Source organism: Arthrobacter sp. Z4-13 (assembly GCF_054792705.1).
Genome location: NZ_CP096459.1, coordinates 2,534,041 through 2,553,113, shown reverse-complemented (window position 1 = coordinate 2,553,113; position 19,073 = coordinate 2,534,041). Strand labels below are relative to the sequence as shown.

The following is a 19,073-nucleotide window of genomic DNA, read 5'->3' as shown; positions in this document are numbered from 1 at the left end:
CGTAACGCCCGGCCCCCAGAGGCTGTCCTTCCGTGCCCGGATCTGGCAGCGCCGCGCCCTGATCGTCAGTCTTCGCGTTGCCCGGCTGGTCCGAACAGGGTTCCGGCGGTTCCTTCCGGCGCTCCGCTATATAGGGCGGGCCCTGCACCAGCGGTGGCGCCGCTCGCTGCAGTTCCGCACTGTTCTCACCACGCTGCTCCTCGCGGTCACCTCGTTTGCAGCGGTGGGCGCGTACCTGTCCAACCAGATCGCCAACAACCTCTTCCAGGAGCGGCTGACCCAGGCCGAGTCGGAGACCCGCTACAACGTGAAGCAGGTCCAGGACACGTTCGACGGCGCCCAGGTCACCGATCAGTCCAGCGTCATCACCCTGGTATATGACACCCTCAACGCAGTGGAGGGCCGCGGTTCGGTCATCCAGCGGAGGTATGTTTTCGAGGCCGTGCCCGAGCAGACCAAGCCCCGCAACCGGTGGGTGGAGTCACGGGCTTCGGACCAGCTGACGGTCAGCGTCATCCCGCCGGAGCTGCGCAAATCCGTGCAGGAGTCCGGGAAGGACCAGTATTGGGCTTCCACCGTGATTCCGGTTGGAACCGAGGACCGTCCCGGCATCGCGGTGGGCAACAAGGTGACGTTCAACGGCACCGTGTATGAGCTGTACCTGATTTACGATCTCAACACCGCCCAGCAGACGCTCGACGAGATCCAAAGTGTGCTGTGGGCCGGCGGCGCGGTGCTGGTCCTGATGATCGGCGCCATCGCCTGGTACGTCACCCGCAACGTCGTCAGCCCCGTAAGCCACGCCGCGATGGTGTCCGAAAAACTGGCGGCCGGCCAGCTGCAGGAGCGGATGGTGGTCCGGGGCGAAGACGAGGTGGCCCGCCTTGGCGCCTCCTTTAACCACATGGCAGCCAGCCTCCAGGAGCAGATCACCCAGCTGGCCACGTTGTCCCAGATGCAGCAGCGCTTTGTATCCGATGTATCCCATGAACTGCGGACGCCGCTGACCACCGTCCGGATGGCTGCGGAAGTGCTCTATGACGCCCGGGAAGACTTCGATCCCATCAACAAGCGCTCCGCGGAACTCCTGTACAACCAGGTGGAACGGTTCCAGTCCCTCCTCTCTGATCTGCTGGAAATTTCCCGTTTCGACGCCGGCGTGGCTACGCTCGACGCGGAGCCGGAGGACATCCTGCAGGTGGTGGGCCACGTTATTGAAGGCGCGGCGCCGGTTGCAGCCGAATACGGCTCGGAAATTATCCTCAGCGCCCCACCCGGCGCCGTCATTGCGGAAATGGATGCCCGCAGGCTCGACCGGATCCTGCGCAACCTCATCCTGAACGCCGTGGAGCACGGCGAAGGGAAACCGGTGCGCGTCACCGTGGCAGCCAGCCGGACCGCCGTCGGAATAGCCGTCCGGGACTATGGCATTGGCATGGCACCGGCCGAAGCCGCCCGCGTCTTTGACAGGTTCTGGCGTGCCGACCCTGCCCGTGCCCGCACCACCGGAGGCAGCGGGCTCGGTTTGTCCATTGCCATGGAGGACACCAAGCTCCACAACGGCTGGCTGCAGGCGTGGGGGAAGAAGGGCAGCGGAGCAAACTTCCGGCTGACACTGCCCCTTCGCCAAGGCGAGGAAATCGATAAGTCGCCGGTCCAGCTGGAACCGGAGGACATCATCATCCCCGGCGAAGTGGATAACCGGAACATGCTGGTGCTGGAAGCCGGCGGCGCGCCGCTTGCTCCGGCGTCGACCTCGAAGGAGACTACATGACGGGCCATGCCCCGCGCCGGGCCATGCCCGTGGCTGTACTGCTGGTCCTGCTGGTGGTCCTGCTGGGCGGCTGCGCCCGCATTCCCACGTCCGGGCCGGTGGGCAAAAGCAGCGAGGGAAGCGCGGGCAACCTCAGCGCGCCCGTCTTCCTGCCGGCGGCGCCGCAGGACGGCGCGTCGCCCGAAACCATCATTGATTACTTTTATCGGGCCGGCAGCGGTTACGAGGACGACTACGCCGTCGCGCGGCAGTATCTGACCCAGGCGTCCTCCGTCTCCTGGAAGCCGGACCAGCGTGCGCTCGTCTACCGGGAAGCGAGGGTGGTGGCCGCGGGCGCCGAGAATGTCTACAACTACGAGCTCGACGTCGCATATTCCGTCGATGCGGACGGCATCGCCACCCAGTCACCGGAAGGTACCGTCGAGAAAATCCCTGTAACGCTCACCCAGGTGGACGGGGAATGGCGCATCTCCGCCCTTCCGGACGGTACAGCCATCGCTGAAGAGACGTTCAAAGTGATCTACGGCGCCTACCCCATCTATTTTTATGACCCCAGCTTCACGTACGCGGTACCGGATGTGCGCTGGTTCATCAGGAACAAGACCGTCAAGGCGATGACCAGTGCGCTCCTGGCCGGGCCCGCCCCGTACCTGCGTGGTGCAGTGGTGAGTGCTTTTCCTTCCGGGATAAAGCTGGCCCGCGAGTCGGTGCCGGTTGTGTCAGGGGCGGCGCAGGTGGACCTGACGGCCAAAGAACTTACCGAAACCTCGCCCGAAGACCGCCTGCGCATGCAGATGCAGCTGACCCTGACCTTCCGCAGCCAGCCGGATGTGGTCAACGTTGAACTGCGTGCCAATCAGGACCTGGTCCGGGTGGAGGACAGCGGCTCGGTCCTGCCGCCGGTGCTGGACAAGAGCGTGCCGTCGCGCCAGATCGCGGTCAGCGGCAACGAGCTGGTGCGCTACGAGAACAACAGGGTGTCACCGCTGCCGGATATGCAGCCGGTGTCTTCCCTCAAGCCGCGGTTCCCCGCAGAGTCCCAGGTATCGCAGACCGTGGCCTTCCTCAACGCCAGCCGTACCACCCTTTACAGCATCAATCCCGGCCAGCCGGCACGGGAACTGACCAGGCGGAGCACGCTCACCAGGCCGTCCTTCGGCCTGAATGATTGGGTGTGGTCAGCGGGACCGGGAGCTGAAGGAGGAACTGAGGTTGTTGCCTACCTTCCCACCGGAGTGGCCGAGGGGGCCAACGTTCCGTCGGTAACCCTGGCGCCTGCCTGGCTGGCCGGACGAACCGTCAAGGACTTCCGGATTTCGCGCGAAGGAGTGCGTGCGCTGGTGATTAGCGAACAGAACGGGAAGACCCGCGTGCAGGTGACGGGCATTATCCGGGGCGGGGACGGAACACCCCGGGAGCTGACACCGCCTGTCACCTTGGCTACCGACAGCGAGCCGGACCAGGGCGTGTGGGTCAGCGACACCACCGTTGCCGTGATGAAGGGGGCTGCGGCGTCAAACGTTACGCCGGAGCTGCTCTCCCTCACTTCGGGACAGCCCCAGCAGCTTGCCCCGTGGCCCGGCCTCGTGGCGCTCAGCGCCGGCAACGGTGCGGAAGAGATCTACGCGCAGTCCGCCGAGGGTGTTTTTCAGCGGCTTGGGAACGGCTGGTCCCCGCAGATCAAGGGTCCCATCGACCCGTCGTTCCCCGGCTGATGCCGTAGCCCGGTCCCGCATTGTCCAAACACGCGTTTGTCCACATAGGCGGGTGCGGCCTGGCCTCAGAGGGGCTGAGGGGAGAAGCTTGTCCGGGTGGGGAACATATCCAACGCTAAAGCCGGAACGGGGAGAAGGGTACGGCCCGACCCGGACCTTCTACCCGCAGCGGAACGGTCCGCCACACACCGCTCCCAGTATCAGAGCGCCCTCCTGCGCCTGACAGACCAGGCAGCCGGAGCTGCGGCAGACCTCCTTGCGCTTGCTGTTCCGGTGGACTGCGTATGCTGTGGATCCGAAGACCGGGCCCTCTGCATGCAGTGCGGCCGCCACATCCGCCGGCTTACGCGTGACCCCTTCCGGGCAGAAAGCGGAGCACCTGCCCTGATGGACGTTGGCGGGACGGTGCTGCTGCCGGTGGTGGCCGCCGGTGTGTACAGGGAAGAGCTCGCGCAGGCCCTCCTCTCCTTTAAGCGGCACGGCCAGTATCAGCTCAGGAGCAGCCTGGGCCGGGCGCTCGCCGGCGGTGTCCGTTCGGCATCACCGGGAACGGAGGTCAGTTGCCTGGTTCCGGTGCCCAGCAGCAATGCGGCCTTCCTGAAGCGCGGTTTCAGCCCGGTCCACGTACTGCTGCGTGAGGTGTCACGGCAATTGCCGGATCTCGCTGTGCAGGACGTGCTGGAAAAGACCGCATCAGGCGGCCTGCAGCTGCCCGGAGGCCAAAAAGGCCTGGACCGCGGCGGCCGCGCCAAGCGCGTACGGGGCTCCATGCGGGTCCGCCGGCGAGGGCGGAAAAGGGTGGCCGGAAAACGCTGCATCATCATCGATGATGTCCTTACCACCGGTGCAACACTCGCGGAAGCAGCGCGCGCACTGCACCTTGCAGGGGCGGTGGTGACCGGTGCTGTAGTCCTGGCCGCGACACGCCCGCCCGACTCTTCGGGCCCCGGCACTGTAACCCCCTGAACCCCGGGGGAAGGGCGTATGACTTAGAAAAAAATAAACCAGGAAAGGATGAATAACATGTGGCTATGAACTAACGTCGGTGGTGGGTACCAAGAACAGAATGTACCTTTCGATGGCGGCTCGGAGAGGGGCTTGACTGTCAATCAGATCGGCCCAGCGAAGTGCTGCCGTCGTGTCACCGAAGTCATTTGGAGGGCACCATGGAGTTTATGATCAGCGGACGAAATCTGACAGTTTCAGACCGATTCCGCGAATATGCCGGGGAGAAGATCTCGAAGATCGAGTCGCTGGGAGACAAAGTCCAGCGGGTCGATGCAAAGGTTTCCAAGGAGACCAGCTCCCGGCAGACCGGCGACCAGTTGACAGTCGAGGTGACAGTACTGGGCAGGGGACCGGTAATCCGTGCCGAAGCAAGCGCCGCTGACAAATTCGCTGCATTCGACCTCGCGTACAACAAGCTGCTTGAGCGGCTCCGCCGCGCAAAGGACCGCAAGAAGGTCCATCACGGCAGGCACACGCCGAAAGCTGTTCGTGAAGCAACCGCCACGCTGGAGCCCGCAAGCGCTCACGAACCCCTCTATGTAGAGGCGAGCCACCGGAACGAAACCGCGGAGGCCCCTGCAGAGACGTCCCCCTATGATGTCGACAACGACATCCCGGCCGGCGATTCCCCCGTCCTGATCCGGCGCAAGGTCTTCCCGGCCGCCCAACTTTCCCTGGACGACGCCGTCGACAACATGGAACTCGTCGGCCATGATTTCTACCTTTTCGTGGATAAGGCTACGAATACGCCGTCCGTCGTTTACCGGCGCCGCGGCTGGACCTATGGGGTCATCACCCTGGACCACGAGTGCGAACCGGGTGACTCAGTGGTCGAAGAAAAAATTATTGCGTACCGTTCGGACGACGCAGCAGCCAACGCCTAGGGTGGTGAACACCATCCACAGAGAGGACTGATGTGCCAGCGACGCTGAGCCTGGACCAGGCCCGGCGGATTGCTCTGGCGGCACAGGGACTCGACAAAGGACGGCCCACCGGCCCCGTGACATCACGGACGGTGGGCCGCACCTTTGCCCGGCTCCAGCTCGTCCAGATTGATTCCGTCAACGTTCTGGCCAGGAGTCACTTTCTCCCCTTCTTCTCACGGCTGGGGAACTACGACCGCACCATCCTCCAGCGGATGTCCGGTACCCATCCGCGGCGCATGGTGGAGTACTGGGCGCACGAAGCCAGCTATATCCGCCCCGAGCACTTTCCCGATCTTCGCCTCTGGCAAAAAAGGGCCTGGGTAGGCGCCGCCGGCATGGACCCGGACCTGCGCGCCACCATATCCGCCAGGATCCTGGAAACGCTCACTTCCGCACGCCCCATGACTGCTGCCCAAATCGCTGCGAGGATCGGTCACGTCGAGGAAAAGCAGGCGGCCAACTGGGGCTGGAACTGGAGCGCGGTCAAGCGGGTCCTGGAACACCTGTTCGAGGAGGGCCTGGTTTCGGCAGCCTCCAGGACCGAGCAGTTCGAGCGCAAGTACGCGTTGACCACCAGGGTGCTGCCGAACGTGCCCCTTACAGGTTCCGGTGAACCGGATCCCGCCCCTGCGCTGCACCGCCTTATTGATGCGGCCGCCCAGGCGCACGGCATCGGAACCGTGCGCTGTTTTGCCGACTATTTCCGCACCCCGGCCAAGGCTGCGGCCGAATCGGTGGAACATCTGGTGGACTGCGGGAGGCTGGAGCGTGTGACCGTGGCCGGCTGGAACCGTGAAGTGTTCCGTCACGTCGAAGCCACGCTTCCGCGCAGCGTGGCCGGCCGCGCCCTGCTGAGCCCGTTTGATTCCCTGGTCTTTGAACGCCGCCGGTTGGAGGAACTTTTCGGCTTCCACTACCGAATTGAGATCTACACCCCGGAGCACAAGAGGCGCTATGGGTACTACGTCCTTCCTTTCCTCCTCAGGGACAGGATTGTGGCCCGGGTGGACCTGAAGGCTGACCGCGCAGGTGGGCGACTGTTGGCTAAATCGGCCTTCGCCGAGCCCGCCGCCCCGGCGGACACCGCCGTCGAACTCGCCGCGGAGCTTCGGTTGATGGCGGAATGGCTGGGACTTCCTGAGGTGGAGGTGGGTTCCCGCGGCGATCTGGCCGGGGCCCTCGCGGAGGCCATTGCCGCCACTCAGCCCGTATCCGCTCTCAGGGAACAAAGAGGCCGCGGGGCGGTGTCTCTCCCGTAGACTAAAAACGCCAGAATTCGGCGGCATAAGACTGGGAGCATCTTCACGTGGCATCACTCATCGAAAAACTTCTCCGTACCGGCGATAAAAAAACGCTCAGGCAACTGCGGAACTATGCCGACTCCATCAACGCCCTGGAAGATTCGTTCAAGACCTTCACGGACGCCGAACTCCGCGAAGAAACGGACCGGCTGCGCGAACGCCACCAGGACGGGGGAGAGAAGCTTGACGACCTCCTTCCTGAGGCCTTCGCCGCAGTCCGGGAAGCATCCGCACGGACCCTGGGCATGCGCCACTTCGACGTCCAGCTGATGGGCGGCGCAGCCCTTCACCTGGGCAACATCGCGGAAATGAAGACCGGTGAAGGCAAAACCCTGGTGGCAACTGCTCCTGCCTACCTCAATGCGCTCACCGGCAAAGGTGTCCACGTCATCACCGTTAATGACTACCTGGCCGAATACCAGTCCGACCTCATGGGCCGCGTTTACCGTTTCCTCGGCCTGACCAGCGGCTGCATCCTCGCCAACCAGGACCCGGCCGTGCGGCGCCACCAGTACGCCTCGGACATCACCTACGGCACCAACAACGAGTTCGGTTTCGACTACCTCCGCGACAACATGGCCTGGGACAAGTCCGAACTGGTCCAGCGTGGCCACAACTTCGCCATCGTTGACGAAGTTGACTCCATCCTCATCGATGAGGCCCGTACCCCGCTGATTATTTCCGGTCCCGCCCAGGGCGACACCAACCGCTGGTACAGCGAATTCGCCAAGGTGGTCCTGCGTCTGCAGCCGGAAAAGGACTACGAGGTCGACGAAAAGAAGCGCACCGTTGGTGTCCTGGAAAGCGGCATCGAAAAGGTCGAGGACTACCTCGGTATCCAGAACCTCTACGAATCCGCCAACACGCCCCTCATCGGATTCCTGAACAACGCCATCAAGGCCAAGGAACTGTTCAAGCGGGACAAGGACTACGTCATCCTGGACGGCGAAGTCCTGATTGTTGACGAGCACACCGGCCGCATCCTCGCCGGGCGCCGCTACAACGAGGGCATGCACCAGGCTATCGAAGCCAAAGAAGGCGTGGAGATCAAGGCCGAGAACCAGACCCTGGCCACCGTGACCCTGCAGAACTACTTCCGTATGTACGGCAAACTCTCGGGCATGACCGGAACTGCCGAAACAGAAGCAGCGGAATTCATGGGCACCTACAAGCTCGGTGTGGTCGCCATTCCCACCAACCGCGACATGCAGCGGCTCGACCAGTCGGACCTGGTCTTCAAGAACGAGACCGTCAAGTTCGACGCCGTGGTGAAGGACATCGCCGAACGGCACGAAGAGGGCCAGCCGGTCCTGGTGGGCACCACGAGCGTGGAAAAGAGCGAATACCTGTCCCGGCTCCTTGCCAAGGAGGGAATTCGCCACGAAGTCCTGAACGCGAAAAACCACGCTCGGGAAGCAGCCATCGTGGCGCAGGCCGGCCGGAAGGGCGCAGTCACCGTGGCAACCAACATGGCAGGCCGCGGTACGGACATTATGCTCGGCGGCAACGCAGAGTTCACTGCCGTAGCCGAGCTTGCCAAGCGCGGGCTGGATCCGGAAGAGAACTCCGAAGAGTACGAGTCCGCCTGGCCTGCCGCCCTTGAAGCTGCCAAGCAGTCCGTCAAGGACGAGCACGAGGAAGTCCTCAATCTGGGCGGCCTTTACGTGCTGGGCACCGAACGGCACGAGTCGCGCCGCATCGACAACCAGCTCCGCGGCCGTTCCGGCCGCCAGGGCGACCCGGGCGAATCCCGTTTCTACCTTTCGCTGACTGACGACCTCATGCGGCTCTTCAACTCCGGTGCGGCGGAGCGCCTGATGAACAGCTCGGTGCCGGACGACGTCGCGCTGGAATCAAAGCTCGTATCCCGTGCCATCGCTTCGGCGCAGGGCCAGGTAGAGGGCCGTAACGCCGAACAGCGCAAGAACGTTCTGAAGTACGACGACGTTCTGAACCGCCAGCGCGAGGCCATCTATGGTGACCGCCGGCGGATCCTCGAAGGCGATGACCTGCATGAAAAGGTGCAGTACTTCGTGGAGGACACGATCACCGCCCTGATAGATGCTGCCACAGCCGAGGGCAACGGCGACGACTGGGACTTCAACCAGCTCTGGACCAACCTCAAAACCTTGTACCCGGTCAGCGTCACGGCCGACGAAATCATCGAGGAAGCCGGCGGAAAGTCCAGGCTTACGGTTGAGCTCCTCAAGGAGGAGCTGCTGTCCGACGCCCGCCTGGTGTACCAGGCCCGGGAAGAAGCCATCGGGTCCGAAAGCATGCGTGAGCTGGAGCGCCGCGTTGTCCTGTCAGTCATCGGACGCAAATGGCAGGAACACCTTTACGAGATGGACTACCTCAAGGAAGGGATCGGCCTGCGTGCGATGGCACAGCGTGATCCTCTCGTTGAGTACCAGCGTGAGGGCTTCACCCTGTTCCAGAGCATGATGGAGGCTATCCGGGAGGAGAGCGTAGGGTTCCTCTTCAACCTCGAAGTGGAAGTCACCCCTGCCCAGGACGTCGTTGTGACTGACGATGAGGGTGGACACACCGAACACGTGGAGCCGCAGGTACGGGCAGCCGGGCTGGAAACACCGGCCCAGCCTGCCCAACTGCAGTACACGGCTCCCCGCGAAGACGGCGGCACACAGACCCGGGTGGAAACCCGGTCCTCCGCCGGCCGCTCAGGAAATCCTGCCAAGGCGGCGGCCCAGGACGCGGCCAGCCGGCAGGCCAAGAAGAAGAGGCGCTGACGCGTTCCGTATGCGCTGTTAATTGAAGCCAGAGCAGGGCCGGGGCGTTGTTTCCCGGCCCTGTCTCCGTCTCCTGCTGAATCAGTCTGCGCGGCCCCATCGATGCTCTTCCGTCAGCCGATGACAAGCTCAGTCACCCGCCACACCTGCTTGCCCCGCTCAAGCCGGACGGCCACAGCACGGGCGCGGACATCGTCCACCACAACTGCACTGGCTTCAAAAATTCCGTCCGCCACTTCGCAAACGCGGACCGAGCGGACGATGGAATTCCGGTGCAGCCGTGCCAGGGCAGGGTTGCCGGTGCGGGTGAGTTCGCGCCGGATCAGGCATGCGCGGTGCTGCAGCGCCGCCAGGCATCGTGGATCAAGCCGCCGTGCCAGCTGGTGGACGGGGCGGATTCCGGCGAGCACTTCCATGGCTGCCTGGACCGTACCACGGGTGACCGCCTTTACCTCCGCTAACTCATCGACCGGACGCAAAACCGGGGGCACACCTGTATGGGCTGGAGGGGAAGTCCTGGCTGGAGGATGCGGTGGAATCCGCCGGGGCGGTGGGTTACCCTCCCGCCCTGGCGCTTCGAGGGCTCGGATAGGCGTGGCTGCGGGCATTGCTTTCCCCTTGGTTAGTGGTTGGCGTTAGGGCGTGGATGGTTGAAGCCGGGGCCCTGCCTATGCTGGGGAGGGTGGCTGAAGAATTTGTCCCGGGAGCAGCACGTCCGGATTTGGGCCAATAATTGACCGGTTGGCCTCGTACCACCGGGGCCATTGTGTTGCGATGTCAACGTCCGAGGCATCTGTCCCCATCGCGTGCGCGGCAACGTCCCACAGAGTGTCTCCTGCCAGGACGGTCACGGCACCGACGTGAGCGTCATCTGCGGCGCGTACTGCAGGAGCTGCCAGCAGTCCCGGGCCCGTTATTGGGGCAGCCGGCTGCCAGCCCGGGGTGATTTCTGACCGGGGAGCTGCACCGTTCTCAGGGCCCTCCTCCCTTGAAACTGGAGCGGGTTCGGCCCTGTTGTGTTCCGCTCTGGGCGGGGGAGCCGCATTAGTCTGTTCTTCTGGGGATGCTGCCACGGGTTGTGCTGACGGTTCTGTTGAGCCCACGGAAGCTTTCGCCGTTGCATCCTCTACGGCCGGCGTCGGCTCCAATCCTTGGTTCTTGTGGCTCCCGGCAGACGCCGGAGCCGATGCAACGTGGTCCAGAGTGGGGATCCATTCCGGTCCGGATAACGCCGTGTGCGCATTCGCGGCCGGAGCGGTTATCAGCTGAATCGAAAGTGCAGCGAGCACCAGCCGCTGCATAAGGGCGGGCGAGAGTCTCCGGGTTACGGCTGCCGCGCGGGTCTTGCCGTTCCGATCGAGCAGAGTCGTGGCAGCGGCGAAGAGCAGTCCAAGGAACCACCAGCTCATCAGGGCAGCTCCGGCGGCCGCCGCGGCTGCCCCCAAAAGGTGCTCTGCTTGGAGCCCCTGGTATTTGGCGGAAGATTCCTGCCATTGCTCCACAATCCCGAAACCGGCTGCATAAAGCAGGAAACCCAGGAGCAGTATGGCCGCCGCGCTGATGGCGTCGGTCCATCGCCCAGGTTCTGCTGATGGGGTCATTATTCTCCTTTTGACGCATTTTGATGCCGTTTGATGTTTGTAAGGCCAGTTTGCACTGCTTCGTCTTCCTTTGTCCAGACGTTGGAGAGAAATGGCCTTGTCATTGACGCTGTGCGTGCGGGGCCCCTACGCTGGCCGAATGCGCTGGGATGCACTCTTTGAGGACCTCGAAAGCCAATTTGCGGAGGCGGACCGAATTGATCTTGATGCTGAGGTCAATGAGCGGGTGCGTGCGGAGATGGTGGGTCTGGAACTCGCCGATCGCTTGCGCGCGGTTTTGGGCTGCCGGCTAACCGTCTACGTGACCGCCGGGGAGTCGTTCTCCGGGACGCTCACCCACGCGGGTGGAGACGCACTCGTCCTGGATGAAGAACAGCACCAGCTGCTTATTCCGTATGCGGCAGCAGTGCGCTACGTGGGCCTCGGCCGGCTGTCGCTGGCGGAATCGTCTTCTGTGCGCCGGAGAATTGGGCTCGCCAGCGCCTTGCGCGGCATGGCCAGGGACCGGGCAGAGCTGTCAGTTATCACCGGCAATGCCAGCGGTACGGTGCGGCTGGCAGGTGTCATAGACCGGGTGGGAAGGGACTACTTCGACCTCGCTGTCCTCGCCCCGGGCGAAGTGCGCCGCAGCCACCAGGTCAGCCAAATTGCCACCATTCCCTTTGCCGCACTGGCAGCGATCAGGTCGCGACGGACCAACGGGATCTAGAGGGCCGCTACCGGGGGCCGGGACCGAGGCCGGAGGGGCAGGCCTGGGAGTCAGACTGACTTGGACTTGGATTCCTGGATCATGCGGCTTGCTTCGGCGTACCGTTCCTCGATGTACTGCTCAAGCATCTTTTCTTCGACCCGCCACTGCCCCCTGCCACCGACCTGGATCGCTTTGAGCTCGCCGCTTCGGACCAGGGCATAAGCAGCCGGAGAATTAATCTGGAGCTGCTCGGCGACGTCTGCGAGTGTAAGGAACCTGGGCATACATCCATTTTGCCACTGGGCGGGCAGTTTGTTGTTGTTATCCACAATTTGGCCTTGTTTGAACTTATGACTTTTGTTCCGGCGTCCCTGCCGTAACAATGAGGAGTCCGGACACAGCGAGCAGTTCCGGTGCGCATAGGGGGAGAAACGGTAATGGTTCCTGAGTCAGCTGCCACGGCCGCACGGTTGAAACGGCCGTCGTGGAAGGATCCGCGCTTGCTGGTAGGTGTTCTCCTTGTGCTGGCATCCGTGGCGGGCGTCGTTTTCCTGGTGGGAAGCGCGGACCGGACCACGGAGGTTTACGCGGCCCGCGATGGCATAGGGGTGGGCGAAAAGCTGACGTCGGAGAACGTCGTCCGCGCCAAGGTCAGGCTGGGGGAGACGGAGGCGCACTACATCACCGCCGAGTCCGGCCTGCCGGAGAACATGGTGGCGGTGCAAAGGATCGGCAAGGACCAGCTCGTTCCCCGGGCAAGCCTAGGCGCAGTGGACCAACTGGACCGTAAGCCCGTTGCCCTGACCATCGAGGAGACCCTTCCGGCGCAGGCGGTTGCAGGGGCCAGGGTCGACGTCTGGGTGGCCCAGCCCGATGCCCGCAACGGCTTCAGCGAACCGAAGCTTCTGCTTCCGGGCGCTGAAATAGCCGAGGTGACGGACGGTTCCACGGCCCTCGGCTCGTCCCGTACCACCGTATTGATGGTGTTGGTGGAGGATAACCAGATGCCTGCCCTGCTGGGGGCGCAGGCGAATGAAGCAAAAATCTCTGTGGTGTGGAATCCCGGAGGCGGCCCCCGATGAGTATTCCCGTCGTCACCGTTGGGCAGAGCCGCGAGGATTTGGTCGGGGGGCTCGAACGCCTGCATGGTCCGGTTACTGTAGTCCGGAGATGTGCGGAACTGGCCGAGTTGTTGGCAGCGTGCCAAAGCGGACTGGCGAGGGCCGCCGTCGTTGCCGAGGGTTCCGAGGGCCTGACCGCTTCCCTTGTGGACCGGCTCGGAGCGGTCGGTGTCGCCATTATTGCCCTGACCGATTCGGTTGAGGAAGCGGCAAGACTCCGGGGGATAGGGGTGGCTTCGGCCCTGACCGGAGTGGAATCGGCCGTGCTGTCAGACAGGATTGCCGAGGCTGTAGCCCACCTGACGGGCGGGGGACCCCGGGGCGCGCACCGGAGCGGTGCTGCCGACACCGGCGCTGCCCTCCATCCTGTTCCGGCGGCACCGCCAAGCAACCCGGAGGAGTCGGGGCCTGGCCGGATCATCGCGGTGTGGGGTCCGGCCGGGTCGCCCGGACGGACCATGGTCGCGGCGAACATCGCGGGCGAACTAGCCGCCGAGGGGAAGTCCGTTATTCTCGTCGACGCCGACAGTTACGGTGCGAGCATAGCGGCTGTGCTGGGCCTGATGGATGAGTCCGCCGGCCTGGCACAAGCATGCAGGCTGGCTGACCAGGGGCTCCTGGACGCGCACGCGCTCAGAAGAGTGGCCACGCCGGTCGCGACCAAACTCGGTTCTTTCCGGGTCCTTACCGGAATCACCCGCGCGGATCGGTGGACGGAGCTCCGGGCATCCGCACTGGCCCTCGTCCTGGTACGGGCAAAACAGATTGCGGACGTGGTTGTCGTGGATACCGGATTCTGCCTTGAGGCTGACGAGGAGCTCAGTTTTGACACCATGGCTCCCCGGAGGAACGCGGCCACTCTGCGCTCCCTCGAACTCGCGGACGCTGTTTACGCGGTCGGCGCCGCGGATCCTGTCGGAGTGCCAAGGCTCGTGCGGGGTTTGGCCGAGCTCGAGACCGCCGTTCCCCAGGCCGCGCCCATTGTGGTGATGAACAAGGCGCGGGCCTCCTCGGTGGGCCGGGGCCCCGAGCGGCAGCTGCAGGACGCATGGGAAAGGTTCGGGCCGGCGTCGGAGCTGAAGGCATTCCTCCCTGAAGACAGGGCGGCCGCGGACGCGGCACTGCTGGGCGGCTCGCTGTTGTTGGAGGCGGCACCTGAATCACCCCTGCGTCGCGCGATTGCTCTACTCGTTTGTGCACCCGCCCAGCAAAAGTCGAAAACCTCTGTATTTTCTTCCACAGCAGCCCGCAGGCTAAAAGACTAGGCTCGCCGTAAGAGCTGCAACGAAGCAGCGAATATCTCGTGATGGAGGCGTGTGTCGATGTCGTCTGGATCCAGCGTGGAGGATCAGCCCCTTTTCATTGAAGGCCGTGAAGGCTTTATCGGGGACTACTATCAGCATCTAGCCGAAGAAGATGCCCGGAGCTATCCGGCAGACATGCTGACCGCGCGCGCGGAAGCGCACCGAAACGTGGCGTCGGTGCGGAAACCCGGCCAGGCGAGCGTTTCCATTGTCGATGAGGAAGACAGCAGTGTGGTCTTCGTGGTCACCGACGACATGCCGTTCCTCGTCGATTCCGTGAACGCTGAACTCGTCCGGCAGCACGCGGCTATCAGGCTGGTGGTACACCCCCTTTTTGTGGCTACCCGTAACAGGGATACGGCGGCGCTGGTAAAGGTCAGCAGGGTTCCCTCCCACCTGGGCATCTCCAGCGGCGATACCGCTGCCATGCCGAATCTGTCCCACCTCATAGCGCAGGGTGAAAACGCCTCGCATATGGAGTCATGGATCGCCGTTGAAATCAACCGCGTATCCGATGAAGCGAAAGCAGCGCTGATGCAAGGCCTGCAGCGGGTACTGAGCGATGTCCGGGCAGCGGTTGAAGACTGGCCGCACATGCGCCAGAAAGCGCTGCAGGTTGCGGAAAGCCTGGACAAGGTCGCGAACCCGACGCAGATCGGTGAGCTCCGCCAGGCACAGGACCTCCTGCACTGGCTGGACGACGGCAACTTTACGTTCCTCGGCTACCGTGAATACGACCTGGTCAACGTGGACGGGGAAGATGTCCTGGAACTGCGGGAAGACAGCGGACTGGGACTGCTGCGGGCAGCGGCGGATGCACCGCACATCCAGCACCTCACCGACACGGGCAGGAAAAAGGCACGCGAAAAGCGTGCGCTTGTCATCACCAAGGCCAATTCCCGCTCCACTGTCCACCGGTCGGCATACCTCGACTACATCGGGGTTAAAAGTTTTGACGCCGCCGGGAACGTCAACGGCGAGCGCCGCTTCATCGGCCTCTTTGCCACCAGCGCCTACACCGGCTCCGTCCGGAACATCCCGATTGTGCGGGAAAAAGTCCATGCGGTCCTGGGCCGTGCGGGCTTCCCGCCGGACTCACATTCCGGGAAGGACCTGCTGGGAATCCTGGAGACCTACCCCAGGGACGAGCTCTTCCAGATCGAGGTTCCGGACCTCGCCGCAACAGCTCTTGGTATTCAGAAACTGCAGGAGCGCAGGCGGACCCGGCTCTTCCTTCGTCCGGACATCTACGGCCGATTTATGTCCGCGGTCGTCTACCTTCCCCGGGACAGGTACACCACCAACGTCCGGCTGCGCATTGAGCAGGAACTCCGCGAAACGTTCCAGGCTGTGTCCATCGACTATGAAGCGCGAATGACGGAGTCGGCGCTTGCCCGGTTGTTCTTCCGCATCCGCCTGCCCAAGGGTGCCGACGTCAGCAACGTCAACACCGAGGAACTGGAGAAGCGGCTCGTGCGGGCCGCCCGCTCCTGGAGCGAAGGTATCGCTGAGGTGCTGCGGGAAGGGCGTGACATTGCAGAGGCGAAGGAGCTGGCCGCAATTTGGTCCGAGGCCTTTCCGGCAAGCTACCGCGTGGACTACGAAGTCGAGGACGCCCTTGAGGACATCGCCCGCTTCGAGAAATACGGTGCGACAGCTGAGCGGACTGTCGGGGCCAGGCAGGAACGGCCAGGCGTGCACGTCTACCTCCCGGAAGGAGCGGGGGCGACGCTGGAGGAGGACGCCCGGGTCAAGCTCTACATGCTGGAGCCCAAGAGCCTGAGCCAGATCCTGCCCTTCTTCCATAACCTTGGCCTGGAGGTGCTGGATGAGCGGCCGTTCGAGATCGAGACCGCGGACCGGAGGGATTTCTTCCTCTACGACTTGGGGCTGAAGTATCCGGCCGGAGTGGATCCTGTGTCCACAGGCCAGCTGCTGGCTGACTCCTTTTCCGCTGCCGTTACCGGCGCGGCTGAATCGGACGCCTTTGACCGGCTGGTCCTGCGCGAGGGACTGCAGTGGCGTCAGATTACGGTGCTGCGCGCCTACGCCCGCTACATGCGCCAAATGGGCAATGCCAACTCCTTTGGTTTTATGGCCGATACCCTGCTGGCTAACCCGGAAGTGACCAAGGGACTGACCGCGCTCTTCGCCGCCCGCTTTGATCCTTTCCTGCATGAAGCGGAACGGCTGGAGGCGCAGGCTTCCGTCCGTGAAGAATTGGCAGCGGCCATCGAAAAGGTGGCCACACTTGACGCTGACAGGGTGCTGCGGACCTTCGTGAACCTGATTGAGTCCACGTTGAGGACCAACTTCTACCAGTACAAGCCCCACCTCAGCTTCAAGCTCGACCCTGCAGGAATTGAAGGGCTGCCGTTCCCCCGCCCCATGTTCGAAATCTGGGTCTACGCGCCCCGTGTTGAAGGCGTTCACCTCCGCTTCGGCAAGGTGGCCCGAGGCGGGCTGCGCTGGTCCGACCGCCGCGAGGATTTCCGCACCGAGGTCCTGGGTTTGGTCAAGGCACAAACCGTGAAGAACGCCGTCATCGTGCCCACCGGGGCCAAGGGCGGCTTCTTCGCCAAGCAGCTTCCGGACCCCACTGTTGACCGGTCCGCCTGGATGGCCGAAGGCATCGAAAGCTACAAGACTTTCATTCGCGGACTCCTCGACCTGACTGACAACCTGATCAGCGGGGGCGATGGCGAAAGGCTGGTGCCGCCGTCGGAGCTTGTAAGGCACGACGACGACGATTCCTACCTCGTGGTGGCGGCCGACAAGGGAACCGCGACCTTCTCCGACATCGCAAACGGTCTGGCCAAGGAATACGGGTTCTGGCTCGGCGATGCGTTCGCGTCCGGGGGATCAGTGGGCTACGACCACAAGGCGATGGGCATTACCGCCCGGGGCGCGTGGGAATCCGTGAAACGCCACTTCAGCGAGCTTGACCTGGACACGCAGACCCAGCCATTCACCGTGGTGGGGGTGGGCGACATGTCCGGCGATGTGTTCGGTAACGGTATGCTCCTCTCGCGCCACATCCGGCTCCTCGCAGCCTTCGATCACCGTCACATCTTCCTTGACCCCAACCCGGACGAAGAAACCTCCTTCGTGGAGCGGCAGCGGTTGTTCGAACTGCCGCGGTCATCGTGGGACGACTACAACAAGTCCCTCATCAGCGAAGGCGGCGGAGTGTTCCCCCGCCAGGCAAAGTCGATACCGGTTTCAGCCCAGGTACGGGCGGCCCTGGGACTTCCCGCCGAAACAACCGAACTCAGCCCGCCGGAACTACTCCGTGCAATCCTGCTGGCTCCTGCCGACCTGCTCTACAACGGCGGCATCGGCACTTACGCCAAGGCAAGCACCGAGTCCAACGCCTCCGTGGGGGACAAGGCCAACGACGCCATCCGTGTTGACGGCAGGGACCTGCGCGTGAAGGTGGTGGGCGAGGGTGGAAACCTGGGCATGACGCAGCGCGGCCGGATTGAGGCCGCATTGCAGGGAGTTATCCTCAACACCGATGCCATCGACAACTCTGCCGGCGTTGACTGCTCCGACCACGAGGTCAACATCAAGATCTTTGTGGACCGGATGGTTGCTGCCGGGAAGCTGTCGGCCGAAGAGCGTGCCGGTTTCCTGGCCTCGATGACCGATGAGGTGGGCCGGCTGGTGCTGGAAGACAACATCGACCAGAACATCCTGCTGTTGAATGACCGTACACGCGTGGCCGAGTGGAGTCCCAGCTACGAACGGCTGATGGACTGGCTGGAGAAGAAGGCTGACCTTAACCGCGAGCTGGAGGCGCTTCCCACCACGGAAGTGTTGAGGGAGCGGCTCCAGCAGGGGCAGGGCCTGACTTCGCCGGAGTTGTCCGTGCTGGCCGCCTACGCCAAGATCGAGCTGACCTCCGCCCTGCGGGACAGCGACCTGGCCGACGACCCCTGGTTCAGGAAGACGCTGCGGGCCTACTTCCCGAAGCAGCTGCGCGACCGGTTTGACGCGGAGCTGGACACCCACCCGCTGCGGCGTGAAATCATCGCAACCATCGTGGCCAACGACATGATCAACATGGGCGGAATTACGTTCGCCTTCCGGACCATGGAAGAAACGTCTGCCTCCGAAGTGGCTGTTGCCAAAGCATTCGTTGCCTTGCGGGAGGTGTACGAGCTCGACGTAATGGTTGAGGAGCTGAACAACCTGCCGGCATCGTTCCCCACCGAGCACTGGAGCACAGTTCACCTGGACATACGGCGGTTGCTGGACCGGGCTGTCCGGTGGCTGCTGGGGCAGGGCAGCGTTTCCCGGCCGATTGCCGACGTGGTGGATGAATTCAAACCCCTCGTGGATCCCATGCGGGCCCGCCTGCTGGACTACCTGCGCGGCGATGACCGGGACAGGGTCGCCGCATGGCTTGAGAAGGCGGGCGATTGGGAGCTCCCGGAAGGGCTGGCTCTGCGGTGGGCGGAGCTCTTCGAAAGCTTTGTCCTGCTGGACATCGCCAAGATCGCCCGCGGCCGCAAGGACCCCGTGGAGGAGATAGCGGCGGTCTATTACACCGTCTTCAACCGGTTCCACGCGGACTCCCTGCTGGAGCGCATCAGCAGCCTGCCGCGGCAGGACCGGTGGCAGGCGCTGGCCAGGGCGGCCCTGCGCGATGACCTGTACTCCACCATCTCGGACATGACGACGGCGGTGCTGGACGCCACCAATTCTGCCGACTCGCCTGAGGCGCGGCTGAAGGATTGGGAGGCGCGGAACGCGGAGCAGTTGGGCCGGGCGAAGAGCATGTTTGATGAGGTCAATGCGCTCGAGGCCGACGATATGGCCTCACTGTCGGTAGCATTGAGGCTCTTGAGGTCAATCGTTCGACGCTAGCGAGTCAGGC

The 19,073-nt window shown here is 63.6% G+C and carries 13 protein-coding genes; 10 read left to right on the top strand and 3 right to left on the bottom strand.

The features are described from left to right. Nucleotides 1-22: 22 nt before the first annotated feature. The 6 genes from mtrB (at nucleotide 23) to secA (ending at nucleotide 9,474) form a co-directional block, all read left to right on the top strand. Entirely contained in the window at nucleotides 23-1,774 is a 1,752-nt protein-coding gene (gene mtrB / locus M1E07_RS13505) for an MtrAB system histidine kinase MtrB (RefSeq protein ID WP_461190400.1), read from the top strand. Next, on the top strand, nucleotides 1,771-3,489 hold the full coding sequence (locus tag M1E07_RS13500; protein ID WP_461187180.1) for an LpqB family beta-propeller domain-containing protein: 1,719 nt from the start codon (nucleotides 1,771-1,773) through the stop codon (nucleotides 3,487-3,489). The genes mtrB and M1E07_RS13500 overlap by 4 nt, the downstream gene beginning before the upstream one ends. Before the next feature lie 96 nt (nucleotides 3,490-3,585). Then, the gene (locus M1E07_RS13495) at nucleotides 3,586-4,455 is read left to right on the top strand and encodes a ComF family protein (protein WP_461187179.1); all 870 of its coding nucleotides are present in this window, start codon (nucleotides 3,586-3,588) and stop codon (nucleotides 4,453-4,455) included. A gap of 200 nt (nucleotides 4,456-4,655) precedes the next feature. After that, entirely contained in the window at nucleotides 4,656-5,381 is a 726-nt protein-coding gene (gene hpf / locus M1E07_RS13490; protein WP_461187178.1) for a ribosome hibernation-promoting factor, HPF/YfiA family, read from the top strand. A gap of 32 nt (nucleotides 5,382-5,413) precedes the next feature. Continuing rightward, nucleotides 5,414-6,682: a winged helix-turn-helix domain-containing protein gene (locus M1E07_RS13485; RefSeq protein ID WP_461187177.1), complete on the top strand. Its 1,269-nt coding sequence runs from the start codon at nucleotides 5,414-5,416 to the stop codon at nucleotides 6,680-6,682. Nucleotides 6,683-6,729: 47 nt separating this feature from the next. Next, nucleotides 6,730-9,474, top strand: coding sequence for a preprotein translocase subunit SecA (secA, locus tag M1E07_RS13480; RefSeq protein WP_461187176.1), 2,745 nt, complete (start codon nucleotides 6,730-6,732; stop codon nucleotides 9,472-9,474). Between the two features lie 113 nt (nucleotides 9,475-9,587). Here the strand turns inward: secA and M1E07_RS13475 are convergent, their stop codons facing one another. Both M1E07_RS13475 and M1E07_RS13470 read right to left on the bottom strand, forming a co-directional pair. Continuing rightward, nucleotides 9,588-10,082, bottom strand: coding sequence for an Rv3235 family protein (locus tag M1E07_RS13475; RefSeq protein ID WP_461187175.1), 495 nt, complete (start codon nucleotides 10,080-10,082; stop codon nucleotides 9,588-9,590). A 60-nt stretch (nucleotides 10,083-10,142) separates the two neighbouring features. Further along, nucleotides 10,143-11,075, bottom strand: a complete 933-nt coding sequence (locus M1E07_RS13470; protein WP_461187174.1) for a LysM peptidoglycan-binding domain-containing protein — start codon at nucleotides 11,073-11,075, stop codon at nucleotides 10,143-10,145. Between the two features lie 139 nt (nucleotides 11,076-11,214). On the opposite strand from M1E07_RS13470, the gene M1E07_RS13465 reads away from it, so the two are divergent. Continuing rightward, nucleotides 11,215-11,784, top strand: coding sequence for a hypothetical protein (locus tag M1E07_RS13465; RefSeq protein ID WP_461187173.1), 570 nt, complete (start codon nucleotides 11,215-11,217; stop codon nucleotides 11,782-11,784). Between the two features lie 50 nt (nucleotides 11,785-11,834). On the opposite strand, the gene M1E07_RS13460 is transcribed toward M1E07_RS13465, so the two are convergent. Beyond that, nucleotides 11,835-12,050, bottom strand: coding sequence for a helix-turn-helix domain-containing protein (locus tag M1E07_RS13460; RefSeq protein ID WP_045729765.1), 216 nt, complete (start codon nucleotides 12,048-12,050; stop codon nucleotides 11,835-11,837). Between the two features lie 153 nt (nucleotides 12,051-12,203). Here M1E07_RS13460 and M1E07_RS13455 point away from each other — a divergent pair, with 153 nt between their 5' ends. The 3 genes from M1E07_RS13455 to M1E07_RS13445 are packed head-to-tail and all read left to right on the top strand — an operon-like array spanning nucleotide 12,204 to nucleotide 19,063. Beyond that, entirely contained in the window at nucleotides 12,204-12,848 is a 645-nt protein-coding gene (locus M1E07_RS13455; RefSeq protein ID WP_461187172.1) for a hypothetical protein, read from the top strand. Next, nucleotides 12,845-14,152, top strand: coding sequence for an AAA family ATPase (locus M1E07_RS13450; protein ID WP_461187171.1), 1,308 nt, complete (start codon nucleotides 12,845-12,847; stop codon nucleotides 14,150-14,152). Before M1E07_RS13455 ends, M1E07_RS13450 begins: the two co-directional genes overlap by 4 nt. 57 nt (nucleotides 14,153-14,209) lie before the next feature. Continuing rightward, nucleotides 14,210-19,063: an NAD-glutamate dehydrogenase gene (locus M1E07_RS13445; protein ID WP_461187170.1), complete on the top strand. Its 4,854-nt coding sequence runs from the start codon at nucleotides 14,210-14,212 to the stop codon at nucleotides 19,061-19,063. The last annotated feature ends 10 nt before the right edge of the window (nucleotides 19,064-19,073 follow it).